The organism is Leeuwenhoekiella aequorea, from assembly GCF_004104375.1.
GTDB lineage: Bacteria > Bacteroidota > Bacteroidia > Flavobacteriales > Flavobacteriaceae > Leeuwenhoekiella > Leeuwenhoekiella aequorea.
Genome location: NZ_QOVM01000001.1, coordinates 565,909 through 591,740 on the forward strand (window position 1 = coordinate 565,909; position 25,832 = coordinate 591,740).

Consider the following 25,832-nt stretch of genomic DNA (forward strand, 5'->3'; position numbering starts at 1 on the left):
AGTCTTAAAAATTTGTTTTTAAACTCACTCCAAAGCTGCGTGTTGATGGGTAAGAGAAATCATCAACTCCATAAACTATATTACGCTCTTGAAAGGCGTTAAGTTCTGGATCAAAGTGTGGATTTTCAGTAAAAAGTAATAGGTTGCTTCCTACAAGGCCCAGCTTTAAATTTTCTACTCCTAAGCTTGTCGCTGTTGCTTTAGAAAATGTATAGTAAATGCTTACTTGTCTCAACTTTAGATAGGATGCGTCATACAAGGAGCTTGCTTCATTTCCACGATCATAAAATGCATTATTAAAAGTACTTGCAGCTACCGCAGTAGTGTTAGGTACATATTGCGGATTTTCAGCGGTTCCTATATTAACAACACCTTCTCCAATAATACCATTCCCATCCACAAATTGCGTAGTTGCAGAACCTCCTTCACGACCTAATAGGGTTTCTTTTAGAACCCCAGATGTGCTGCCTAATGCTTTTGTGCGGGAAACGATTGTGCCCCCTTGGCGCCAGTCAAAAAGAACAGTTAGGTCAAAGTTTTTATATTTAAAATTATTACTGAAACCCATGGAGAAATCAGGGTTGTAGTTTCCAAGTAAACGCAGCGTACCATCTTGAATGGGCAATCCATTTGAACCGTAAAGTGTTTTGCCATCTACTTGAACAAAGCCGGTACCATACATATCACCAACACGGCCATTCTCTTTTGCGATAAAGAAAACCGTATTAGAGCCTCCGCTACCACTAAACACACTTGCAGTGGCTGTTACAAATTGATCTACACCCTGAGGAAGTTCGGTTACTACGCTTTTGAACGCACTAAAATTAACTGAAGTATTCCATTGAAAATCGCTTGTTTTAATAGGAGAAGCACTCAGCATTAACTCGATCCCGCGCGTTCTTATTTTTCCGCCATTTTCATTAAAACTTGCAAATCCGCTACTATTGGATACCGGGCGTGATATAATTTGGTCTTTGCTCACATTTTGATAAACAGATGCATCAAACTGAATTCTACCTTTTAAAAACCACGCTTCTAAACCAACCTCATAGGCATCAAGTCTTTCTGGTTTTAAATTTGTGTTTTTTAGTACATTTTCATTAGTAACCTTAAAGTTAGAAGCATAATTACCATTCAGTAAAAAAGTTTGATTATTCTGAAAAGGGTCTGTGTCATTACCTACGGAGGCAGCACTAAATCTTAATTTTAGAAATGAAATCGCATCTGGAAGCTTAAAACTGTTTGAAGCTATGTAACTAAAACCGGCAGAATAGTATCCAAAAGAATTGTTTGCTTCCGGGAGTGTGCTACTCCAGTCGTTACGATAGGTGAAATCCAGATAAAGTTGGTTTTCGTAAGAAGCATTTGCCGTCCCATATGCGCTATTTATACGTTTTTCAAAATTTTCACTATTGCCCAAAAGAGGTGCTCTGGAATTTGCTAATGTATAAATCGATGGTAATGCCAGCTGAGAAGCTTCCGCGTATGCGTAATGAATTTTCTGATCAAAGCGATTTGCTCCTGCTGTAATTGTGTACTTCCAACTGTCGTTTATTTTATCGTTAAACGTAAGTAAGAAATCAGTATTCATTTCTGTAAATCGAATATTGTCCTCCCGATACGAACCAAATGGATTTGCATTTGTACTTACAGCCCGCCTAAATTCCCGGTCTTCATTATAATTATCTATTCCTGTACGGATTTTAAAATTTAGTTTATCTGAAAATTTATAAGTAGCTGAAACATTTCCTAGCAAACGATTTTTAATAAAACTGTTTGTGTTTTCGTTAAGTGTGAGGTAAGGGTTAGTTAGCCATAAATAATTGATATCATAGTGTTGACGGCCTTCTTGACCGGCTTGCCAGTAATTTTTTAAAGCACTAATATCGGTTTGTCTGCCGGTCCAGTTAAAACCATACAATACATTCTCATACCCGTATCCCAGATTAGGGCGATTGCCACTACGGGTATTAATATAATTTAGAAAGGTATTAAGACTAAGCTTCTCATTTAATTGTTGGTCAAGACTTACAGCGATACCGTCCCGCTTTAAATCTGTATTAGGTAAAATTCCTTCATTGCGGAGGTTGCTGTATGAAAGCCGAGCACTACCCGAGTCTCCCGTATTGCTTATTGCAATGTTATTTTGATAGGTAATTCCTGTCCTAAAAAATTCTTTTACATTATCTGGTCTTGATATCCAGGGTGTGGCAGTGATATCTGTAAAGCTGCCATCTGGAAAAGTACGGGCAAGTACATCACCACCTCGTACAGGATTACCATTAATATCTACTGAAGGGCTATCAAACTGGGGAATAAGGAGTCCAGAATCTAAGCGTGGGCCATAACTACTTATACCGCCATCATTTATACCTGCACCTACACCATTAACAAATGAATACTGGCCATTAGACCCTACACCATATTCATTTTGATAGTCTGGTAATGTTAGAAGTGTTTCAACCGTAAAATTGCTGTTTATGCTCACTCCAAAACCTTTGGCTCTGTTTCCTCTTTTAGTTGTAATTAAGACAACACCATTTGCTGCACGAGCACCATAAAGCGCGGCTGAACCTGCTCCTTTTAAAATGGATATAGAAGCAATGTCATCTGAACTAATTTCTGAACTTCCATTTCCAAAATCTACTTCTTGGAGAGCACCATTATTAACAAGATCACTTGTGATTTGCTCATTACTAATGGGCACACCATCAACTACAAATAAAGGTTGATTACTGCCACTTAAAGAGTTTTCTCCTCTAATTATAATGCGAGATGAAGAGCCCACACCGCTAGAGCCACTAGTAATTTGTACCCCGGCAACTTGTCCCGCAAGACTATTAACTAAGTTAGTTTGTGAAACGGTTGTTAATTGATCTGCACTTACAGTAGAAACAGCAGAAACCAGAGCTTGTCGCTCTTTTTCTATGCCCAAAGCTGTTACAATAACCTCATCTAAATTTGTTGTTGCCTCTTGGAGATATATACTTAAAGCTTGCTCTTCTTTATCAATTCTAAGTGTTTGCGTAGTAAAACCTATTGATGCAAAACGGAGTTGATTATTTCCGGGAGGAATAGTAATACTAAAATTTCCATTTTCGTCTGAAGTTGTTCCTACCGTGGTATTTACGACAACAATATTTACAAAAGGAATTCTTGTGTTGTCTGTTGTATTATAGATGGTGCCACTCACATTTGTTTGTGCATTAGCTAAAAAGCACAAAAAGAATAAACACCCTGCGTAAAGGTTTTTCATTTTTCATTTTTAAATAACAATACTAGTAACGCTCAGGCACAGGCTTGATCGTTTTATAAAACAGGCTTAATAGTGTCTATAATTAATTTAAGGATTCACGATGTTTAGGTAAATCGCTTAAATAAAAAGACATCTAGCAAGCGATTAAGTGTGTTTTATTGTAGTATGTTCTAAAAAGGAATATATCTAGAAAGAGACTGCATTTAGTCTGCCTAGATATAGAATAAAACTTTGCAGATCGTAATAAGTGGATAAGCTCTTTAGAAAGAAATTTTGTGTCGTTGAGGATTTCCTCAATGTCTTTTTCTGAATCTAAATCATTAAGAGGTTCAAGAAGAGAAACCTCAATTTTTTTAGTATTTAAAAGTCTTATAATACTTGTTGACAACGAGGCTGTTTGCCAAGGAAGCCGTAAAAAAGATTCTGCATTAAAGTGAGACTTTTGAAGTCCCATTAGGTAGAAACCCCCATCTCTAGAAGGGCCGAGTACTAATGGAGATTTGATAAGTCTTTTAGCTGCTTCTTGAATATGTGAAGCATTTAAATGCGGACAATCATTACCTATAGTAATTATATTATCATAGCCTCTGGCGAATAATTTATTAATCTCATTAATAAATTTACCTCCAAAACCATCTCCCGATTGGTTTTTTTCTGAAGATATATAGTAAGGAATTCCAGACTCTTTGGCTACTTTAAGCGTGTGATTATTTAAGGCGTTAAATACAGCCAGACCATTATTAATAGACTTATTTTTTGCTTCAGATTTTGCAGAGCGAGCAAATATTAATATGGCCGTAGTTGACTTTATAATCTTAATGTATTAGAGGGTACTAATCTATAATATTAAAATAACACAAAATATTATATTAGGATGTAAATCTTAAGTGATTCAAAATTTACTGCAAATGTGAATCACTCAAGATCTACGATATTCTATGAGTTCTGGTTTTAGAAATTATAAACGTTTAATTAATTCTGTAAATAATACAACCATATTGGGTTCGGCTAAAGCAGCAGCTTCCATTATATCTGAAATTTCTACGGGCTCCAGATCATTAGGATTACATTCATCTGTAATTACAGAAAGACCCACAACTGGTAAACTTAGGTGATTTGCCACTATAACTTCTGGTACAGTACTCATACCTACTGTATCTGCGCCTATAAGTTTAAGATAACGATATTCTGCGCGGGTTTCAAGTTGAGGTCCTACAACGGCTACATAAACCCCCTGGTGCAGTGAAATCCCTTTGTCATTTGCTACGTCTTTTAAAATGGTATTCATAGTAGCGTCATAAGGAGCACTCATATCTGTAAAACGAGAGCCTAATTGTTCTACTCCTTTAAAAGCCAGTGGAGAACCACCTTGTAAATTGATGTGATCATCGATAAGCATAATCTCTCCTTTTTTGTAGTCAAGATTAATCGCTCCTGCCGCATTACTTATTAAAAGTTTTGAGATCCCCAATTCTTTCATAACCCGTACTGGATAGCTTACATCAAATAAGGTATAACCCTCATAAATATGAAAACGACCCTGCATCACAATTACTTTCTTGCCGCCAAGGGTACCGTAAATTAATTTACCGGTATGAAACTCTACAGTAGCGGTAGGAAAATTGGGAATGTGATTATAACTCACAGTGCTTATAACTTCAACCTGATTTACAAATTGTCCTAATCCGGTACCTAAAATTATACCTATCTCTGGAGCTTCAAAACCCCGACTTCTTAAGAATTGAGCAGACTCATCAATAAATTTTTTCATACTGTTTATTATTTTAAATGGTTTGGCAAAAATGGTATAAATGCATCAATACCTTTAATATCTTCATAGTAATCAACATCATTGCGCACTTCAAGTAGTTTAAACGAATGGGATCTCAAATCTTTAAGTGTATCTTCTAAAACTGTTTCTGTACCCCATTCTTTATTTTGAAAAAGTTGAGGTAGTAAAAAGGTCATTCCCAGCAAATAGTAACCGCCATCTTGTGCAGGTCCTACGACAAAATCGTGATGATCTAATTCGGAAAACGCCAGTTCAATATCTTTTTGAGAAAGATCATACATATCACTACCTATAATAATTACTTTCTTATAACCAGCTTTAAATGAGTCTTCAAAGGCTTTATGCATGCGCGCACCCAGATCAACACCATATTGCAATTTTTTAATATAATTGCTTTCATTCCAAAGATCTTCAGAACGTATTTTTTCAGAATAAAAAACGTGTTTATCTGCGCTTAAATCTTTAGTTATGCTAACCGTGTGCTCAAGAAGAAATTTATATATAGCTAATGCAGCTTCATCTCCCACACCTGCAGCAAGTCTGGTTTTTACTTTGCCTAATTCAGGATTCCGTGTAAAAATTAAAACTGTTTGTTCTGAAGTTGGGAAATAAAATTCTGATTCGAAGTCTTTAGTTTCCTTAGTGTCTTTTTTGCTTAGTAAGCCCATTAAAGGTTTATTAATTGATTGCGTTCAAAATTAATGAACAGGAATGCCTGTTTTCAAATAATCTTCCCAATTTTTTGAAAAAGTATGCACGCGCATTGTGGTTTTATTTTTGGAGTCCTTTAAACTATAACCGGCATCTTTCCACGCAAATATTCCTCCATATAAGTTGAAAACCGTTTGATTGTTTTTACGTATAATTTTTTCTCCAAAATCTTCACTGCGTATTCCTACCGTGCAATAAACCACAATAGGTTTATTTGAATTCATGTAAGTCGTTAAATCGGCTTTAGAATAATTGGTGCCTGCCCAAATGGCGTTGGGTAAATGGCTTACTTCATATTCCGCTTTAAGTCGAGTGTCTAATATGATATAATTGTCAGGATTCATTTTAAGTTCCTGAACAGAAAGATATGGGACACTTCTGGAATTATGAATTTCTAAAAGATCATCAATTGATTTTTTTTGACCATTAGCAAGGGCAAAGCTTAATATCATACTCAAAAATAAGAGCTTTTGATTCATAGATAAAATTGAAATGTATAAATTAATTCACGCAAGCACATAGAAAACAATGCGTAAATATACCTTCACGTGATCTGTGTGTTCAATTAAGTTACGATGTTTTTATCCATTTAGTTTTTTGTCATTTTAAATAGATTCAAGCTATTGTAAAATTACCCACTTTGTTGTTTCATTCTAAAGGATCATTAGATTGATCCCAAATACATTAAAATCGAATATACTTTTAAGCAGCTAGACTTTCACACCTATAATCGCATTACAATTTTATATATTTAACGTTATAAATAGAACTGCTTTTGATTTTAATTAAACCCTTTGAAAATACACAAGACGGACATGTAGTTTTACAAGTACGATTAATCAATTCTGCCGGTATGGAAGCTCATTTTTTATCCTACGGCGCTATCTTACAACGATTGCTCGTGCCAGACAAATCTGGAAATAAACGAGATGTTGTATTGGGTTTTGAAGACTTGAAATCTTATGAAGCAGATACGTCATACATTGGCCAATTAGTAGGGCGTAATGCTAATCGTATTGCAAATGCCCAAATAGAACTCGAGAATAAAAAGATTGCGCTTACAGCAAATGAAGGCAAAAATCAATTGCATGGAGGTTTTGAGTCGTTTGGTAAAAAAGTGTGGGAGGTAACCAATCTAGGCGAGGAAGTTGTTTTTAGCTATATAAGTGCAGATGGAGAGGAAGGATTTCCCGGAGAATTAGAAACTAATTTTTTTGTAAAGCTTACTAACGATAATACGTTAGTTATGCGCTATGAAGCCAAGACAGAGAAAGAAACTATTGTTAACCTGACACGTCATGAATATTTTAATCTGGATGCGGGTTTGACCGATTCGGTTCTAGGACATCAGTTAAGAATTAATGCTGAAAGTTACTTACCTATAAACAAAGAGAATATCCCAACAGGAGAAGTGCTTCCGGTTGCAGAAACTCCCTTTGATCTTCGTGAAGATAAAAAAGTGAGTGAATTTATAAACCGAATGCAAGGTGGTTATGACCATAATTTTGTTTTAAATAACCACGGAAATAAACCAGCGGCTGTTTTATCATCTTCAGATAATAAATTGAAGATGGAGCTTTATTGTTCCCAACCCGGATTACAATTTTATAGTGCAGATGGAATGGTAGATTTTCACGGAAAAAATATGAATATCCCTGGACCTTCTGCTGCCCTTTGTCTTGAAGCACAACATTTTCCAGATACGCCTAATCACGATAATTTTCCGACAACAATTTTAAATCCTAACCAACTTTACTCACATCATTTAAGCTATAAATTTTACTATGACTGAATCATATATAATAGCATTTGACCAGGGTACAACAAGTACACGTGCAATTTTATTTAATAGTAAAGGAGAAGCAGTAGCTACGTCCCAAAAAGAATTAAAGCAATATTACCCGCAAAGCGGTTGGGTAGAGCACGATCCTCAGGATTTATATAATGATCAGTTTGAGGCATTTGAGAAAGTTGTTGCAGAGGCTAATATTCCATTAGAATCAATTAAAGCAGTAGGAATTACAAACCAGCGGGAAACTACACTGGTTTGGGATAGAAATACCGGGGAACCAGTTTATAATGCAATAGTCTGGCTGGATAAACGTACCGAATCAATCTGCGAAATGCTAAGGGAACAAGACCTCGCTCGTTATATTCTAAAAAATACAGGTCTTGTTATAGATAGCTATTTTTCTGCCACAAAAATTAAATGGATACTGGATAATGTAGAAGGAGTGCGTGAGCGGGCAGAAGCAGGTGAGCTGTTGTTTGGTACTGTTGATAGCTGGTTAATCTACAAATTTACTGGTAAGCATCTTACAGATCATACCAATGCAAGTAGAACAATGCTCTTTAATATTAAAAACTTAGATTGGGATGATGAGTTGCTAGAAGCTTTAGAAATTCCGCGTAATATGTTGCCAGAAGTTCAGGCTTCTTCTTCAGACTTTGGACGCCTGGAGTATAAAGGATATTCACTTCCTATTTATGGTGTTGCCGGTGATCAACAAGCGGCTTTATTTGGTCAAGGCGGTTATAAAGCAGGAATGGCAAAAAGTACATATGGTACTGGCTGTTTTATGCTTTTGAATATTGGTAAAAAGCCTTCCTTTTCAAAGAATGGTTTAATTACCACATTATGCTGTACACTGGAAAATGAACCTAATAAATATGCGCTAGAAGGTAGTGTTTTTGTGGGCGGTGCATCGGTGCAATGGTTACGTGATGCAGTGGGGTTAATTAATGACCCAATGGAAACTGAGGCTATCTGTAAAAGTATACCAGCATTAAAAGATTTATATTTTGTACCTACTTTTAATGGTATGGGAGCGCCTTATTGGGATAGCGAGGCAAAAGGAAGTATTCAAGGTTTATCTTTTAATACAGGAAGAAAAGAGCTCATTAAAGCGACTATCGAAGCTATGGCTTATCAAGTAAGTGATCTTCTTAATTCTATGATAGAAGATAGCGGAAAGCAGCTAAAAGAGTTGAAAGTAGATGGTGGTGCAAGCGTTAATAATTATTTGATGCAGTTTCAGGCAGATATTTTAGATACTCGTGTCGATAGACCGGTAATGCTTGAGGTAACCGCTTTAGGTGCAGCTTTCTTAGCAGGAATTAAAGCTGGTATCTGGACTAAAAAAGATATTGCCTCAGTGCGTAATGTAGATACTATTTTTGAGCCACAAATGGAGGTGCGCCTTCGTAATTATAAAAAGGAAGGTTGGAATCTAGCAGTTGCGCGTACACGTTCTGGATATGCAGAAAGTATAGAGAAAGAAAAAAGTCCGTTGCGTTTTAGCATATTGGATCGTAAAAGATATATCAAGAAAGCCAAGTCAAAAAAGTTTGATGTAGTTGTCATAGGAGGTGGTGTTACAGGAGCTGGTATTGCTCTTGATGCAGCAACTCGGGGTATGAGTGTTTGTCTTATTGAAAAGAATGATTTTGCTTCGGGAACTAGTAATAAAAGTACAAAGCTTGTTCACGGGGGCTTACGCTACCTCAAGCAAATGGAAATAGGTCTTGTTAAAGAATCGGGTACAGAACGAGCAATCGTTCATAAACTAGCTCCACATCTCGTAGTACCTGAAAAAATGTTGCTTCCACTCATAGAGGGGGGGCAATACGGTAAATTTCTTACCTCAATAGGTTTAAAAGTTTATGATCTACTAGCAAATGTAGAAGGTAACGATAAACGCAGAATGCTAACTAAAGAAGAAACCATAAAGCGTGAGCCTATGCTTGATGAATCTTCATTACTAGGTGGGGGATATTATGCAGAATATAGAACAGATGATGCCCGCCTCACTATAGAGCTTATAAAAAAGGCTGCAGATTTTGGAGCTGTTTGCATTAATTATTGTGAAATGACAGATTTTGTTTATGATCACAAAGGAAAAATCACTTCGGTTAAATGCAAAGATTATAATACCACAAGCTCTTTTGAAATTGAGGCAAGAACATTTGTTTCTGCAACGGGACCTTGGGTAGATAAACTTCGTATTAAAGATGAATCAATGAATAATAAACATTTACATCTTACAAAAGGAGTGCACCTTGTATTTCCGAAGAAAAAGCTGCCCGTACACCAATCATTATATTTTGATGTACCAGATGGGCGAATGATATTTGCAATTCCGCGAGGTAAAGTAACGTATGTAGGAACTACAGATACTAATTATTCTGGGAGTCTAGACCGAGTGGTTGTGACTAAAGATGATATCCATTATTTACTCGATGCGATTAATAACACTTTTCCGGATATAACTTTACAAGAAACTGATATAGAATCAAGTTGGGCTGGCTTAAGACCGCTTATTCACGAGGAAGAAAAAGACCCTTCAGAACTTTCTAGAAAAGACGAAACATTTATTAGCAATAGTGGTTTAATATCTATTGCTGGCGGAAAATTAACCGGTTATCGCAAGATGGCACAACGCGTAAATGATACAGTATTAAAACAGCTGAAGGAAAAATACGCTGAGAAATTTGAAGATTCAAGAACAGAACATATAGCACTTACTTCACACGCTATGCGTAATTCTAAAGAAGTAGCAAACTATCAAAAAAATCTTACTGAAACTTTAGAATCACTGGGAGTCGAAGATGCAGAATATAAAGGCTGGTACTTGACAACAACTTATGGCAAACAGGCTGAGCTTATAAAAAAGAAGATAAATTATTTTAGAGACGCTGATGCAAATGATCGGCTTTTGCGTGCAGAATTATGGTATAGTGTGTATTATGAAATGACTAATAGTCTTGCAGACTTTTTTGTAAGACGCACCGGCAGACTTTATTTTGATATCAATACCGTAACACAATACCGCCAGATTGCAGTTGAAGATTTTGTAAATTATTTAGATTGGACAGAAACCCGAGTGCAGCAAGAGAATAAAAAGTTAGACGAACTTATTTATGATGCTACGCACTTTTATAATACTGAATTTGAGCACTAATTTTAAATTAAACGTTAATTTTACATTTAAACAAGCAGCCTAATGGATAAAGGATTTTTAATTGACATGGATGGAGTTATTTACAGTGGTAATGACATGATTCCGGGAGCAGATGTATTTATCAAAACATTACAAGATCGCGGTATCCCATTTTTATTTATGACAAACAATAGTCAGCGTAGCCCCATCGATGTGGTGAATAAATTAATCCCTATGGGGATTAAAATAAATGAAGATAATGTGTATACCAGTGCAATGGCTACAGCTTGGTTTTTAGGTTTTACTAAGCCTAATGGTACGGCTTATGTTCTTGGAGAGGGAGGTTTGCTTTCAAGTTTACATCAAAATGGGTACTCATTAGTAACTCAAGATCCTGATTATGTGGTTATAGGTGAAGGAAGAAATTTTACGCTAGAGATGGCAAACAAAGCGGTAGATATGATCTTAGGAGGTGCTAAGCTAATCGCAACAAATCTTGATCCGTCACCTATGAAAATTGGTTGGTCTAATCTAGGTATAAAGGCTATTGTTAAAATGATTGAAGAAGCTACCGGCCGTAAAGCTTTTTCAGTAGGAAAACCGAGTCCGGTGATGATGCGTGCAGCCAGAAAAAAATTAGGTCTTACGACAGATCAAACTATTGTTATAGGAGATACTATGGATACAGATATTCTAGGCTCTATACAAATGGGATACAAAACTATTTTAACATTATCGGGAGTTTCAAAAGCTAAACATATTAACCATTATGCTTACGCACCAGATATGATAATAGACTCTTTAAAAGATTTTAATATTGACGAGGCTTTAGAAAAGTTAAGCGTTAAAAGTAACACATCAGAATTTTGAAAATAGTAGTAACAGGCGGACTAGGTTTTATAGGATCACATACTGTGGTAGAATTACAGAATGCGGGGTATGAGGTGGTGATTATTGATGATCTATCTAATGCATCAGAATCTGTACTTGATGGTATAGAAGCAATAACAACTAAAAAACCAACTTTTGTAAAACTGGATTTACGCGATCGCAATGGAGTTTCGGAGTTTTTTAAGAAGCACACTAATATTACCGGAGCAATTCACTTTGCGGCTTCTAAAGCAGTAGGGGAAAGTGTAAATAAACCATTAGAGTATTATGAAAATAATCTAAGCTCTTTAATCTATTTGCTTCAAGAGTTAACGGCAAAAGAAGGGGCTAATTTTATATTTAGTTCTTCTTGTACAGTTTATGGACAAGCAGATGAATTGCCTATTACAGAAGAAGCTCCGGTAAAACCTGCAGAATCTCCTTACGGAAACACTAAGCAAATAGGTGAGGAAATCATTAAGGACACTGCAAATGTTTGTCACAACTTCAATGCTATAGCCTTGCGTTATTTTAACCCAATAGGTGCTCACGAAAGTTGTGAAATAGGAGAATTGCCTCTAGGAGTTCCTCAAAATTTAGTTCCTTTTATCACTCAGACAGCAGCGGGACTACGTAAGGAACTGGCCGTCTTTGGGAATGATTATCCAACGGCTGACGGAACGTGTGTGAGAGATTATATTCACGTTGTAGATCTTGCCAAAGCCCACGTAATGGCACTAACACGTTTAGTAAATAAAAAAAATATATCGAATTATGAGACTTTTAACTTAGGTACAGGAAAGGGGAGTTCTGTTCTTGAAGTTATACAAACATTTGAAAAAGTGACGGGTGTCGATCTTGCCTATAAAATTGTAGATAGAAGGGAAGGAGATGTAATTGCTGCTTATGCAGATACAACAAAGGCAAATGATATTTTAGGTTGGAAAGCAGAGCTTACTTTAGCTGAGGCATTAGATTCTGCCTGGAATTGGGAGAAAAAAGTACGCGGACTATAAGTTAGTTAGCGTACTTATTTAATAATTGAAATAGTTTCAGTAAGCTTTTATTATTCAACAATAAATTATTGCAGATTAGAATAATGAATATCTGATAAATTGCGCAAGGTTTCCGCAGCCATCTCAGCGGTTATATCGCGTTGAGGTGTGGCAAACATTTCATAGCCAACCATAAATTTTTTAACCGTAGCAGATCGTAATAATGGTGGATAGAATGACATGTGAAAATGCCACGACTCCCAATCTTGCCCGTCTGTAGGTGCCTGATGAATTCCCGAACTATACGGAAATGATATTTTAAATAGGTTGTCGTATTTAATTGTAACTGCTTTTATAATTCTTGCGTAATCAAGGCGCTCTTCTGAATTAAGTGTAAGAATATTGCGGTGCTGTTTTTTTGGAGCGATCATAACTTCATAGGGCCATACCGCCCAGTAAGGTACTAGGGCTATAAAATTTTCATTCTCACTAATTACCCGCTCCTTTAATTCCTGCTCTTCTTTAATGTAATCACCAAGTAAACTGGAGTGATTATTCTGCCAGTATTCTCTTAGCTGTTTGTTCTTTTTAGCTACTTCTTGTGGAATAGTACGTTGTGCCCAAATCTGACCATGTGGATGCGGATTGCTACATCCCATTAGATCTCCTTTGTTTTCAAATATTTGAATGTGATTAATATCTGCTTTATCGCTAAGCTTTTTGAACTCTTTTTGCCATAATGCTATAACATCATCTATAGCCTCTACACGCATTACGGGAAGTGTAAGCGAATGATCTGGTGAGAAGCAAACTACTTTACATATCCCACTTTCTGATTCAGCTTTGAGAAGACCAGATTTAAATTTCGACAGCGGAACATCTTTTTTTAAAGCAGCAAAGTCATTAACAAACGACCAAGGTTTTGTATAATCTTCATTTATATGACCACCTGCTCGTTCATTGCCAGGACACAAGTAGCATTTCGCATTATAAGAAGGACGTATTTCCCTTACTATCTTTTCTTCTTTCCCTTGCCAAGGGCGTTTTGTTCTATGTGGAGATACGAGTACCCATTCACCTGTTAATATGTTATATCTTCTGTGTGAATTATCATTAAAATCTACCATACATTATTAATTAAATATGCGCTCAACTCCGTTAGAGGGCATTGCTGTAAAAGCTGTTAACTCTATATTAAAGACTTTTTTATAAGCCAGACTTGCGTCTGCTATATAAGCATCAATTGCATCTTGATGAATTAGATTTAAGGTGCAACCACCAAAACCACCACCCATCATTCTACACCCTAATATAGCTTCATTATTTTCAGAAAATTCAGTTAAAAAATCAAGTTCTTTACAGCTTACCTCATATTTATTTTGAAGACCTTGGTGCGATGCGTACATCAATTCACCAAAAGTTTTTAAATTCTTATTTTCTAAAGCAAGGGCTGCATCACTTACTCGTTTGTTTTCTTCTAAGACATATTCACAACGCTTGTAAATTAGAGGATCAAATTGCGATTGATGATTCTGAAGTTGTTCCATACTGCAATCTCGTAGCGATTTAATTTCTGGATACCACTGCTGTAATATAGTGACGCCTTGCTCACATTCTGCTCTACGGGTATTGTATTCACTTGTAGATAAACTATGTGAAACATTTGTATTTAATAAAAGCAGCCCGTAGGGTTCTATCATAAAGGGAACCAACTCATATTCTAGCGATTTACAATCCAGTTTTATTATGTGATTTTTTTTACTCATTACAGATGAAAACTGATCCATAATACCACATTGTGTTCCTACATAATTATGCTCTGCTAACTGCGAAAGCTTTACAATTTCTAATTGAGTGAGACCTAAATCAAACAGTTCATTAATTCCTGTCGCGAGTCCGCATTCTAATGCAGCAGATGAACTTATACCTGCACCTATGGGTAAATTGCTAAGCATTATGCAGTCAAATCCTTTTATTACTTTTCCAAGTTTTTTGATTTCTTCAAGAACTCCGGTGATGTAACGGGTCCACTCTTCCTGATTAGAGTTAGGTGAATTTAAATCAAATTTATAGCAGCTATTATAATTAAGACTTTGAATAGAACAAGATGATTCAGAACCATTTAATTTTAAATAAAACTGAATGTTCTTATCTATCGCCGTAGGCATTACAAACCCATTGTTGTAATCGGTATGTTCTCCAATTAAATTCACTCTTCCGGGTGCATTAATGATTACCTCTGCATTAAATGATGCAATCTGGCTATCAAATTGGGTCAAGCTATTTAAATACTTATTTTGCACTTAAAATCATTAAAAGTTAAAAGAATAAAACAAAGATACTATTTTAAATGTAAATTTTACGTTTAAAAATTAATGTTACTGAATTAGCCTCGAAAGGTTGATGATTATAGTAGAACCAACTTATAAATTATAATTGATAGACACCTTATAGCGATTTTTAAAATTTTGAGATTTAGGGTCAATTTGTCACCATAAATGAATGCAGCATTGCTCAAAATACGTTACTTTAACGCCTGAATAAAATAATTATATCGTTTTCATATAACTATCTAATAGCCTGTGCAAACGATTTTTTGAAAAATTAACCATGACAATAATTTCTTTTTTAGCATTCACAATTTTAGTGGCTCTTGTCTCTTGGCTGGCCGTGAGAAAACAAGATGAAAGCACATCTGACGGATATTTCCTAGGAGGTAGGAGCTTAACTGCTGGTGTAATAGCAGGTTCACTATTACTTACAAATTTATCCACAGAACAAATTGTGGGTCTTAATGGTAGTGCTTATAAAGACGGACTTTCCGTAATGGCTTGGGAAACATTAGCAGCCATTTCAATCGTTGTCACTGCTATCTTTTTACTTCCCAGATATTTAAAAGGAGGTTTAACGACCGTGCCTCAATTTCTTGCGCAGCGTTTTGATGTTTCTACAAAAACAATAACCTCAATTTTATTTTTGTCGGGTTATGTAGTCGTTTTATTACCAGTAATCTTGTATTCGGGATCTGTAGCTTTAAGTGGAATGTTTAATGTGCCAGAACGTTTAGGGGTTTCAGATACAACAGCTTTAGTGATTTGTATTTGGGGGATAGGTATTATAGGCTCTATTTATGCGGTTTTCGGAGGTTTAAAGGCAGTAGCCGTGTCAGATAGTATTAATGCTGTAGGATTAATTATAGGTGGTGTTTTAATTCCTGTTTTCGGTTTGATGGCTATAGGGGATGGGAGTATGATGGATGGTCTAAATCTATTAATAGATTCTGATCCTGCACGATTTGATTCTACAGGAGAACCAGGTCAGGAAGTTCCGTTTGCAACCATATTTACTGGAATGATGCTTGTGCAATTATTTTACTGGGGTACAAACCAGCAAATTATTCAGCGTGGTTTAGGGGCTAAAAATCTTGCAGAAGGACAAAAAGGACTTTTATTAGCTGCATTTTTAAAGATTTTAGGGCCTATTATTCTTGTGTTGCCTGGTATGATAGCTTATTACTATTTTGAAGGTGGTCTTTCTAGTAGTGATCTTGCATATCCTGAACTAGTACGGGCTGTATTGCCAAAACCACTTGTAGGTTTCTTTGCTGCTGTATTGTTTGGTGCAATATTAAGTTCGTTTAATAGTGTTTTAAACAGCTCTGTAACGCTTTTTGGTATAGACGTATATAAACAACACATAAACAAGGATGCTCCTGAAGCAACTGTTGTGAAATATGGTAAAATATTTGGAGTATGTCTTGCACTGGCAGCTATGTTTATAGCTCCATTTATTGCAAATGCAGGTAGTTTATTTAGCTACCTTCAAGAGATAAATGGTATTTACAGTATTCCAATTTTCACGATAATTGTTGTAGGATACTTAACTAAAAGAGTGCCCGCAATCGCAGCTAAAATTGGTATTATAAGTGGTTCACTTATGTATATATTTAGTCAGTTTTGGCTTAAACCTAATATGATTGATAGCGCTGTCGAAGCAGCAAAAGCAAGTGGAGTAACAGATGTAGAAGCACTTCGTATGGTTGAAGTAGGTGCGTATCCACATTATCTACACGTAATGGCAATCCTATTTGTGGCAAACATTATCATTATGCTTATAATAGGTAAGATTTATCCGCGTAAAGAGCCATTTGTGCTTGAGTACACAAAGCAAGTTTCTATTGAACCTTATAAATATGTAAAGCAGGTGGGAATTATAATCTGCCTAATCGTTGTCGGGATATATATCTACTTTGCGAAATAAACAATGTAATGAAGATTGCAGATATAAAAAAAAGCCCTATTAAGGGCTTTTTTTATATATAAGAATAGGACCTTTAAGAATCCAGTAAACCTCGAGAAATCACAATTTTTTGAATTTCTGAAGTTCCTTCATAAATCTGAGTGATTTTTGCATCTCGCATAAGACGTTCAACGTGATACTCTTTTACGAAACCATTGCCACCGTGAACTTGAACAGCTTCAACAGAAACATCCATTGCTACTTGTGAAGCGTATAATTTTGCTCGGGCACTTGAGATATCGTAGTTGCTACCTTGATCTTTATCCCAGGCAGCCTTCATAACAAGATGACGAGCAGCATCTATAGATACATCCATATCAGCAAGTTTAAATGCGATAGCTTGATGATTACAAATTTCTGTACCAAAAGCTTTACGTACCTTAGAATAATCACGAGCCAGTTCATAAGCTCCTGAAGCAATACCTAATGCTTGAGCTGCAATACCTATACGACCACCACTCAAGGTTTTCATTGCAAATTTAAATCCAAAGCCATCTTCACCTATTCTATTCTCTTTAGGCACTTTAACATCATTAAATATTAGAGAGTGGGTGTCACTTCCTCGAATACCTAGTTTTTGCTCCTTAGGTCCTATTTCAAAACCTTCCCAGCCTTTTTCAACTATAAAAGCGTTTATACCTCTGTGTTTCTTATCTTTATCAGTTTGGGCAATGACTAGGTAATAATCTGCAGAACCGCCATTTGTAATCCAGTTTTTAGTTCCATTAAGGATATAATGATCTCCTTTATCGATTGCGGTAGTTTTTTGAGAAGTTGCATCACTTCCTGCTTCTGGTTCACTTAAACAAAATGCGCCCAATTTTTCGCCGGTTGTGAGTTTTGAAAGGTATTTTTCTTTTTGTGCTTGAGAGCCATATTGCGACAGTCCATAATTTACGAGACTGTTGTTTACAGAGACTATAACTGAAGCAGATGCATCTACCTTAGAAAGTTCTTCCATTACCAAAACATAGGAAATGGTATCCATTCCGCCACCTCCAAACTCTGTTGGTGCCATCATACCCAAAAATCCCATATCTCCCATTTTCTTAATGAGTTCTGTAGGGAAGTGCTGTTTTTCGTCACGCTCGATTACACCTGGTAATAGTTCGTTTTGTGCAAATTCACGAGCAGCATCTCGTATCATAATGTGTTCTTCACTCAAGCTAAAATCCATAACCAATTTTTGATTAAAAAATATTTTTCCTTTATACCTTAGTATGCAAAATAAACCATTTACTATGCTTGCATAGTACTTTGCAAAATAAATCAATTTTATTATAGAAAGTTCAATAAATAAAACTAATTATGGTGAAATTTACGATTTTAATAGAAAATAGCTAATATATTAAGAATACTTGTAAAATAGAATTTTGAACGCAACTTGCTATACAATTTTAGGGGTGATGAGCGGTACTTCGCTTGATGGAGTAGATCTTGCTTACATAAAATTCACCAAGAAAGAATCTTGGGAGTACGAATTATTAGATTGTAAAACAATTGCTTATGAAGATAATTGGGTAATACGGCTGCGAGAAGCTGTAAATACGAGTAATGAAGAATTAGCCCAGCTTGATGAAGATTATACGTATTACTTATCGACTTTAATAAATACGTTCATAGCTCAATATCCTCTTAAGAATCTAGATGCTATTGCTTCTCATGGCCATACGATACTGCACCAGCCTAATCAAGGATTTACGTTACAAATAGGCAACCTCCCCAAAATTGCTAAGTTGTGCAATCAGTTAGTTATATGTGATTTTAGAGTAGAAGATGTGGCGCTGGGTGGACAAGGAGCACCTTTAGTGCCTATAGGAGACGAATTATTATTTAATAATTATGGAGCCTGTTTAAACATTGGTGGTTTTGCAAATATTTCCTTTAATCAAAACGGAAAACGTATTGCTTATGATATTTGCGCAACAAATTGTGTCCTCAATAGTTTAACCACCCAACTCGGATACGCTTATGATAAGGATGGGAAATTTGCAGAATCGGGGGTAGTGCATTTAAATGTATTAAACCACTTGAATAATCTCCCGTTTTATAAGCAATCTTACCCAAAGTCGCTAGGTCTAGAATGGGTGCAACAAAACATCTTTCCTATTCTGAAAGAAGCTAACCTGTCCATAATAGATTGTATAGCTACATATACAGAGCATATGGCACAACAACTAGCTCTTGTTTTAAAAGCGTGTAAATCTATTACAGAGTCAAATGAAATTTTAGTTACCGGCGGTGGAGCCTATAATTTATATTTTATGCGACGACTAGAAGAATTATCGGGTCTAAAAATTACAAAAGCACCTGTAAAAATTATAGAATTTAAAGAAGCACTCATATTTGGTTTTATGGGAGTTCTACGATTACGCAACACAATCAACGTGTTGCATAGTGTAACAGGAGCTTCAAAAGATCACTGTGCAGGAAAGGTGTATTCACCTTAATTTAATACGAAAACTATAGGGAAAACCGCCTAAGTAGTTATATTTGTCAACCTTCTAAATAATTTAATGAAAGAATTACTAAAACGTTACGAAACTAAAGAACCAGAAATTGTTTTTCACTGGAATGATCCTGAAACAGAAGCTGAGGGCTGGACGGTAATTAATTCACTTCGTGGGGGAGCTGCCGGTGGTGGTACACGTATGCGCAAAGGACTTGATCGCAATGAAGTACTTTCCTTAGCAAAAACAATGGAGGTTAAATTTACAGTCTCAGGTCCGGCAATTGGCGGGGCTAAAAGTGGGATTAATTTTGACCCTAACGATCCTCGTAAAAAAGGAGTTTTGGAGCGCTGGTATGCAGCTGTTTCTCCATTGCTAAAAAGCTATTACGGTACGGGAGGAGATCTTAATGTAGATGAGATTCACGAAGTTATTCCTATAACTGAAGAAAGTGGAGTTTGGCACCCTCAGGAAGGTGTTTTTAATGGGCATTTTAGACCAACAGAGGCAGATAAGATTAATCGTATAGGTCAGTTAAGACAAGGTGTTATAAAAGTGCTCGAAAATCAGCATTTCTCACCAGATGTATTTAGAAAATATACCGTTGCAGATATGATTACGGGGTATGGTGTTGCGGAAGCGGCAAAACATTTCTATGATATTTATGGCGGAAGTATTGAAGGGAAGCGAGCAGTTATACAGGGTTTTGGTAACGTAGGGTCTGCAGCAGCATATTACTTGGCTCAGCAAGGAGCAAAGATCGTAGGTATCATCGATGCGGCTGGTGGACTTATAAATGAAGAAGGATTTTCATTTGAAGAAATTAAAGATCTGTTTCTGAATAAGAATGGAAACAAATTGCAAGCAGATAATCTCATTCCTTTTGATGAAGTCAATGAGAAAATATGGAATATCAAAACTGAAATATTTGCACCTTGTGCAGCATCAAGATTGGTGCAAAAAGAGCAGATAGATGCGATGATAAATGCGGGTCTAGAGGTTATCTCGTGTGGGGCTAATGTGCCCTTTGCAGATAAAGAAATTTTCTTCGGCTCTATTATGGAGCATACCGATGAACGTGTTTCAGTAATACCAGATTTTATATCTAATTGCGGTATGGCTCGTGTTTTTGCATATTTTATGGAGCGTCGAGTTCAAATGACAGATGAAGCAATTTTTAGCGATACATCACAGACAATACGTGATGCAATTCAAAATACATATAATCACAATAGCAGTAATAAAAATATTAGCCGCACCGCATTTGAAATAGCATTGCAGCAGCTTATATAAATAATCATTAACCAACAACTAAATACACATGTTAAAATATTTTTTGGGTAGCAGCCCGCGCTGGTTCAAGTTAGCAATGGTAGCTTTCTTAATTTTTAATGTCTTTGCATACTACTTGCTAGGCCCTATGATAACCGCTTGGATTTTCATTGGTGAATTTATCTTTACATTAGCAATGGCACTTAAGTGCTATCCCCTACAATCTGGTGGGATACTCGCTTTAGAAGGATTAATTCTCGGGCTTACAAGTCCTGAGGCAGCGTACTCTGAGGTTGCTCAGAATCTCGAAGTGGTATTGCTTTTAGTGTTCATGGTGGCAGGTATCTACTTTATGAAGCCTATGCTTATGTTTATTTTCAGTAAAGTTTTTACTAAAATAAAATCTAAAGCAGTGCTCTCGATGCTTTTTGTCTTCCTGGCAGCTGTATTATCAGCGTTTTTGGATGCATTAACCGTTACTGCTGTTTTAATTAGTGTTGCAGTTGGTTTTTATGGAGTTTATCATAAAATTCACTCTAGTACTACTGCAGATTACGATGATGACAGTGTTTTAGATAGAAAAGCATTAAGTGGTGAAACTCTTGAGCAATTCAGAAGTTTCTTACGTAGTCTTATTATGCACGGTGTGGTAGGTACTGCTCTTGGTGGTGTTTGTACACTTGTAGGTGAGCCTCAGAACTTATTAATAGGGGAAAAGTTAGGATGGGAATTTGTTGAATTCTTTCAACGTATGGCTCCTATTACTATACCAGTATTAATATGCGGGTTGATTACTACATTAATATTAGAGAAAACAAAAACTTTCGGTTTTGGTGCAAAGCTTCCGGAAGTTGCACGTACAATTATTGAAAAATACACTGAGGAGGAAGATGAGAAACGTACTCCAAAAGAATCATTTGGTCTTTGGGTGCAGGGTATTTCAGCAATACTTCTAATCATAAGTTTAGCTCTTCACTTAGCTCCTGTAGGTTTCATAGGTCTTTTCTTAATTGTTGTTCAGACAGCATTTATGGGTATTACAGACGAGCACAGTTTAGGTAAAGCTTTCGAAGAAGCATTACCATTTACAGGTCTTTTAGTAGTATTTTTTGTAATTGTTGCAATGATTCACGATCAGCATTTATTTACTCCTATTATCGACTATGTATTGAGTCTTCCTGTTGATGCACAACCTTCAATGTTCTACTTAGCTAATGGAATTTTATCAATGATTAGTGATAACGTTTTTGTGGCTACCGTTTATATTAATGAAGTACAAGTTGCATATGACGCTGGTACCATTACTAGAGAACAGTTTAATCATCTTGCGGTAGCAATTAACACGGGTACAAATTTACCAAGTGTTGCTACTCCTAATGGTCAGGCGGCGTTCCTATTCCTATTAACGTCATCACTTGCCCCATTAATTAATCTTTCTTATGGAAAAATGGTAAAGATGGCATTGCCTTATACTATTGTATTAGGAGGGGTAGGTTTAGCAGGAGTATATTTTCTACTTTAAGCGTATAATTAAATCCTAATTTACTCGTTAACCATATAACTAATTAATAAAAACTTATGCTTACACTCTTGTTGCAAGAAGGTGCAGATACGCTTCCATCACTTGCTGCCGAAGAAGAACCGGTAGAAAAAACCCTTTCTCTTTTTGACCTCTTAATGAGCGGTGGCTTACCGGGTCAAATTATAATCCTTGTTCTTTTTATTTTACTATTTGTTGCAATCTATATTTACTTTGAACGTCTATTTGCAATTAAAGCTGCTTCCCAGATGGATAGTAACTTTATGAATCAAATAAAAGATCACGTTGCAAATGGAAATATCGAAGCTGCAAAAATACTTTGTGCGCAACAAAATAGTCCGGTTTCAAGATTAACAGCAAAAGGGATTAGCCGTATTGGGAGTCCGCTTGAGGATATAAACACAGCGATTGAGAACTCCGGGAAATTGGAGGTTTATCGTTTAGAGAAAAATGTAAGTGTCTTAGCTACTATAGCCGGTGCAGGTCCTATGATAGGTTTCTTAGGTACGGTAATAGGTATGGTTCTTGCTTTTCACCAACTAGCAACTAGCAGTGGCCAGGCAGAAATGGGTAATCTTGCAGAAGGGATTTATACGGCGATGACAACAACGGTTGCCGGTCTTATTGTAGGTATTGTAGCTTATATAGGTTACAACCATCTCGTGGTGCGTACAGATAAAGTAGTGCATCAAATGGAGGCTACAGCTGTTGATTTTCTAGATATGTTAAACGAACCAGCTTAGTATGAATCTACGCGGAAGAAATAAAGTAAGCCCAGAGTTTAGTATGAGCTCCATGACAGATATAGTATTTCTGTTACTGGTTTTCTTTCTGCTTACTTCACCGGCAATAACGCCAGACGCATTAGATCTCATATTGCCTAAAGCTAAAGGTAAAACGAGTAACCAGCAAAATCTTTCAGTGAGTATTACAAAAGATTTAGATATCTACGTTAACAAAGAGCGTGTTACTCAAGCAAACTTAGAATCTTTTATCGCCAGCGAATTAGCTGGAGTAGAAGATCCTACTATAATTCTTAGAGCAGAAGAAGGTGTGCCTATTGAAGAGGCTGTTGCAGTAATGGATATTGCAAACCGTAATAAATATAAAATAGTTTTAGCAGTGCGTCCTAATTAATTGGGGCGTTACGGCTAGCGCCGTCAGGCTTTTAGCTTAATCTTTTTTAGAATTAATTAATTCTAAAAAAGGATATCGCTTCAATCCTTAACGCAAACTAGAAACTCCTTTTTAAATCATATACTGCACTTAAATAGATCGCCATATTGAGCTTTTTAGATACAAAATATAAACGCAAATCATTTACCATTACAAGCATTTTATATGCCTTGTTATTGGTTGTTTTGTTTTTTGCCGGATTCAAATATTTAGATCCACCACCAGAGAGCGGTATTGCAATTAACTTTGGTACCTCAGACGTGGGAATGGGTGCTATTCAACCTAAAGAAGCAGTACAATCTGCTCCTCGAAATGCATCTCCAGAACCCCAAACTCAACAATCTGCTGAGTTAAAAGAAGAGGTGGTAACTCAGGATGTTGAGGAAGCACCGGTTATCAAAAATGAACCCAAAAAAGAAATAAAAAAGCCGGTTACCGAGCAGCCAAAGAAAGTGACAACCAAGCCGGTTGAAGCTAAAAAACCAGATCCTAAACCAGACAAATCTACCACAGATGCACTATCAAGTATTCTCAATGGTCCTAAAAGTTCTGGAACTACAAGTGGTGGAGAAGGTAATGATAATAAAGCGGGAGATAAAGGTGATCCTAATGGAGACCCTAATGCTTCTAGTTATTACGGTACCGGAAAAGGACTTGATGGTGATGGTAACTACCAGTTAGGAGGGCGCAAAGCCCTGAGTAAACCAAAGCGCGTTCAAGAATGTAATGAGGCAGGTATTGTCGTGGTAAGTATTGAAGTAGATCGTAATGGAAATGTAACTAAGGCAACTCCCGGAGTGAGAGGTACTACTAATAACAGTCGATGTCTATTGGACCCTGCACGAGCTGCTGCGCTTGCTACAAAATTTAACGGCGATTCTGATGCGCCTTCAAGACAAATAGGTAAAATCGTTTATAAGTTTAGTTTATCTGAATAATGGATTACGAAGAAACGCTGCAGTGGATGTTCTCAAAACTTCCGATGTTTCAGCGTCAGGGAGCGCCAGCTTACAAGAACAATCTCAATAATATTTTGCACTTAAGTGATCATCTGGGAAATCCACATCATTCGTTTAAAAGTATTCATGTAGCTGGGACCAATGGTAAAGGTTCAACCAGTCACATGTTGGCTTCGGTGCTACAAGAAAGTGGTTACAAAACGGGTTTGTATACATCTCCTCACTTAAAAGATTTTAGAGAGCGCATACGCGTAAATGGTGTTCTTGCAGATAAACAATTTGTCATTCAATTTGTTGAGGAGCATAAAGATTTTTTAGAAGATAATCATTTGTCATTTTTTGAGCTAACTGTGGGAATGGCATTTCAATATTTTGCACTTCAAGAAGTGGATATTGCAATAATTGAAGTAGGACTGGGAGGCAGGCTTGATGCAACTAATATTATAAATCCGCTACTTTCAGTAATTACTAATATAGGTTTAGACCACACTGCTTTTCTAGGAAACACTTTAGAGAAAATCGCTGCCGAAAAAGCAGGTACAATCAAAAACAGGATTCCGATAGTTATAGGTGAACGACAAGCAGAAACAACAGCGGTTTTTAAAAATGTAGCTTACGAAAAATCAGCTCCGCTCTATTTTGCAGATGAAACAACTTATCCGGATTTAGAAAGTGAGCTTAAAGGTTCTTATCAATTTAAGAATAAGCAAACCGTACAAAAAGCTATTGAGGTTCTAAATGCCACATCAAATTATAAAGTAGAGGCATCGGCATTAAAAACAGGTATAAAAAATGTTGTTACTAATACTGGGTTAATGGGTAGATGGCAAATCATACAAGATAGAAATCCGAAGATTATTTGTGATACCGGGCATAACGCTGAAGGGTTGCTTTATGTAACCGCACAATTGCAGAAAGAAGAGTATCACAAACTTCATATTGTTTTAGGAGTTGTTTCTGATAAAGAGTTGAATACTATACTTCCTCTATTTCCAAAGGATGCTATCTATTATTTTACTAAACCTGATGGACCTCGTGGTTTAGATGAGTCCATTTTGAAAGAAAAAGCTTTTGATTTTGAGCTTTTAGGTGAGAAATATAAATCAGTAGTGCAGGCTTTACACGCTGCAAAACAGGCTTCAGGCGCTGATGATCTGATATTTATAGGGGGAAGTACCTTTGTTGTAGCAGAAGTGATTGAATAATTTTAAAAAAAAGTGTTTGGTATATTTAAAAGTTGGTTTATATTTGCACCCGCTAAAGGGCAATTAGCTCAGTTGGTTCAGAGCACCTCGTTTACACCGAGGGGGTCGGGGGTTCGAATCCCTCATTGCCCACAAAGGTTTTCAGTATTGAAAACCTTTTTTTATCCTTTAGCATCTAATTAGTGATTACTTTTTAGGTATAGGAATTTAAATATGCCTTAAACGGGCAATTAGCTCAGTTGGTTCAGAGCACCTCGTTTACACCGAGGGGGTCGGGGGTTCGAATCCCTCATTGCCCACAAAGGCTTCCAGAAATGGAAGCCTTTTTTTATGCCTTTTGATTCTTGATATTTCATATTAAAGATTA

Annotated in this window: 20 protein-coding genes and 2 tRNA genes; 14 read left to right on the plus strand and 8 right to left on the minus strand. The window is 36.4% G+C overall.

Annotated elements, in window-relative coordinates:
* Nucleotides 1-4 precede the first annotated feature (4 nt).
* The 5 genes from DSM00_RS02505 to DSM00_RS02525 form a co-directional block, all read right to left on the minus strand.
* The gene (locus tag DSM00_RS02505) at nucleotides 5-3,256 is read right to left on the minus strand and encodes a SusC/RagA family TonB-linked outer membrane protein (protein ID WP_128756438.1); all 3,252 of its coding nucleotides are present in this window, start codon (nucleotides 3,254-3,256) and stop codon (nucleotides 5-7) included.
* Between the two features lie 133 nt (nucleotides 3,257-3,389).
* Nucleotides 3,390-4,076, minus strand: a complete 687-nt coding sequence (locus DSM00_RS15770; RefSeq protein ID WP_128756728.1) for a TIGR04282 family arsenosugar biosynthesis glycosyltransferase — start codon at nucleotides 4,074-4,076, stop codon at nucleotides 3,390-3,392.
* Nucleotides 4,077-4,214: 138 nt separating this feature from the next.
* On the minus strand, nucleotides 4,215-5,027 hold the full coding sequence (locus tag DSM00_RS02515; protein WP_128756439.1) for a purine-nucleoside phosphorylase: 813 nt from the start codon (nucleotides 5,025-5,027) through the stop codon (nucleotides 4,215-4,217).
* 8 nt (nucleotides 5,028-5,035) lie between these two features.
* Complete coding sequence (locus DSM00_RS02520; protein WP_128756440.1) at nucleotides 5,036-5,716, minus strand: TIGR04282 family arsenosugar biosynthesis glycosyltransferase; 681 nt, start codon at nucleotides 5,714-5,716, stop codon at nucleotides 5,036-5,038.
* Between the two features lie 30 nt (nucleotides 5,717-5,746).
* The gene (locus tag DSM00_RS02525; RefSeq protein ID WP_128756441.1) at nucleotides 5,747-6,238 is read right to left on the minus strand and encodes a rhodanese-like domain-containing protein; all 492 of its coding nucleotides are present in this window, start codon (nucleotides 6,236-6,238) and stop codon (nucleotides 5,747-5,749) included.
* Nucleotides 6,239-6,534: 296 nt separating this feature from the next.
* On the opposite strand from DSM00_RS02525, the gene DSM00_RS02530 reads away from it, so the two are divergent.
* Genes DSM00_RS02530 through galE form a run of 4 tightly spaced genes read left to right on the plus strand, consistent with a single transcriptional unit; the run spans nucleotide 6,535 to nucleotide 12,585 of the window.
* Nucleotides 6,535-7,551, plus strand: a complete 1,017-nt coding sequence (locus tag DSM00_RS02530) for an aldose epimerase family protein (RefSeq protein WP_164916283.1) — start codon at nucleotides 6,535-6,537, stop codon at nucleotides 7,549-7,551.
* A complete protein-coding gene (gene glpK / locus DSM00_RS02535) occupies nucleotides 7,544-10,720 on the plus strand; it encodes a glycerol kinase GlpK (RefSeq protein WP_128756443.1) in 3,177 nt (1,058 codons plus the stop codon). The genes DSM00_RS02530 and glpK overlap by 8 nt, the downstream gene beginning before the upstream one ends.
* Before the next feature lie 42 nt (nucleotides 10,721-10,762).
* A complete protein-coding gene (locus tag DSM00_RS02540; RefSeq protein ID WP_128756444.1) occupies nucleotides 10,763-11,569 on the plus strand; it encodes an HAD-IIA family hydrolase in 807 nt (268 codons plus the stop codon).
* Nucleotides 11,566-12,585: a UDP-glucose 4-epimerase GalE gene (galE, locus tag DSM00_RS02545; protein ID WP_128756445.1), complete on the plus strand. Its 1,020-nt coding sequence runs from the start codon at nucleotides 11,566-11,568 to the stop codon at nucleotides 12,583-12,585. The genes DSM00_RS02540 and galE overlap by 4 nt, the downstream gene beginning before the upstream one ends.
* A gap of 65 nt (nucleotides 12,586-12,650) precedes the next feature.
* On the opposite strand, the gene DSM00_RS02550 is transcribed toward galE, so the two are convergent.
* Together DSM00_RS02550 and galK are read right to left on the minus strand one after the other, a co-directional pair.
* Nucleotides 12,651-13,691 carry a UDP-glucose--hexose-1-phosphate uridylyltransferase gene (locus tag DSM00_RS02550; RefSeq protein WP_128756446.1) on the minus strand — a complete coding sequence of 347 codons (1,041 nt, stop codon included), beginning with the start codon at nucleotides 13,689-13,691 and terminating at the stop codon, nucleotides 12,651-12,653.
* A gap of 6 nt (nucleotides 13,692-13,697) precedes the next feature.
* Nucleotides 13,698-14,843 (minus strand): galactokinase, encoded by a 1,146-nt coding sequence (galK, locus tag DSM00_RS02555; protein ID WP_164916296.1) that lies wholly within the window; start codon nucleotides 14,841-14,843, stop codon nucleotides 13,698-13,700.
* 331 nt (nucleotides 14,844-15,174) lie between these two features.
* Here galK and DSM00_RS02560 point away from each other — a divergent pair, with 331 nt between their 5' ends.
* The gene (locus tag DSM00_RS02560; RefSeq protein ID WP_128756448.1) at nucleotides 15,175-16,824 is read left to right on the plus strand and encodes a solute:sodium symporter family transporter; all 1,650 of its coding nucleotides are present in this window, start codon (nucleotides 15,175-15,177) and stop codon (nucleotides 16,822-16,824) included.
* Between the two features lie 73 nt (nucleotides 16,825-16,897).
* On the opposite strand, the gene DSM00_RS02565 is transcribed toward DSM00_RS02560, so the two are convergent.
* The gene (locus tag DSM00_RS02565) at nucleotides 16,898-18,040 is read right to left on the minus strand and encodes an acyl-CoA dehydrogenase (RefSeq protein ID WP_128756449.1); all 1,143 of its coding nucleotides are present in this window, start codon (nucleotides 18,038-18,040) and stop codon (nucleotides 16,898-16,900) included.
* Nucleotides 18,041-18,236: 196 nt separating this feature from the next.
* Here DSM00_RS02565 and DSM00_RS02570 point away from each other — a divergent pair, with 196 nt between their 5' ends.
* The 9 genes from DSM00_RS02570 to DSM00_RS02610 all read left to right on the plus strand — a co-directional run bounded on the left by DSM00_RS02570 (nucleotide 18,237) and on the right by DSM00_RS02610 (nucleotide 25,764).
* Nucleotides 18,237-19,313, plus strand: coding sequence for an anhydro-N-acetylmuramic acid kinase (locus DSM00_RS02570; RefSeq protein ID WP_128756450.1), 1,077 nt, complete (start codon nucleotides 18,237-18,239; stop codon nucleotides 19,311-19,313).
* A gap of 66 nt (nucleotides 19,314-19,379) precedes the next feature.
* Nucleotides 19,380-20,606 carry a Glu/Leu/Phe/Val dehydrogenase dimerization domain-containing protein gene (locus tag DSM00_RS02575; protein ID WP_128756451.1) on the plus strand — a complete coding sequence of 409 codons (1,227 nt, stop codon included), beginning with the start codon at nucleotides 19,380-19,382 and terminating at the stop codon, nucleotides 20,604-20,606.
* 28 nt (nucleotides 20,607-20,634) lie between these two features.
* Entirely contained in the window at nucleotides 20,635-22,107 is a 1,473-nt protein-coding gene (gene nhaB, locus DSM00_RS02580; protein WP_128756452.1) for a sodium/proton antiporter NhaB, read from the plus strand.
* A gap of 56 nt (nucleotides 22,108-22,163) precedes the next feature.
* Nucleotides 22,164-22,868 carry a MotA/TolQ/ExbB proton channel family protein gene (locus tag DSM00_RS02585; protein WP_128756453.1) on the plus strand — a complete coding sequence of 235 codons (705 nt, stop codon included), beginning with the start codon at nucleotides 22,164-22,166 and terminating at the stop codon, nucleotides 22,866-22,868.
* 1 nt (nucleotide 22,869) lies between these two features.
* Nucleotides 22,870-23,262, plus strand: coding sequence for an ExbD/TolR family protein (locus DSM00_RS02590; RefSeq protein ID WP_128756454.1), 393 nt, complete (start codon nucleotides 22,870-22,872; stop codon nucleotides 23,260-23,262).
* Between the two features lie 146 nt (nucleotides 23,263-23,408).
* Nucleotides 23,409-24,239 carry an energy transducer TonB gene (locus tag DSM00_RS02595; protein ID WP_128756455.1) on the plus strand — a complete coding sequence of 277 codons (831 nt, stop codon included), beginning with the start codon at nucleotides 23,409-23,411 and terminating at the stop codon, nucleotides 24,237-24,239.
* Nucleotides 24,239-25,465, plus strand: coding sequence for a bifunctional folylpolyglutamate synthase/dihydrofolate synthase (locus DSM00_RS02600; RefSeq protein ID WP_128756456.1), 1,227 nt, complete (start codon nucleotides 24,239-24,241; stop codon nucleotides 25,463-25,465). Before DSM00_RS02595 ends, DSM00_RS02600 begins: the two co-directional genes overlap by 1 nt.
* Nucleotides 25,466-25,522: 57 nt before the next feature.
* Nucleotides 25,523-25,597: transfer RNA gene (locus DSM00_RS02605), tRNA-Val, on the plus strand.
* Nucleotides 25,598-25,689: 92 nt separating this feature from the next.
* Nucleotides 25,690-25,764, plus strand: a tRNA-Val gene (locus tag DSM00_RS02610).
* Nucleotides 25,765-25,832 lie beyond the last annotated feature (68 nt).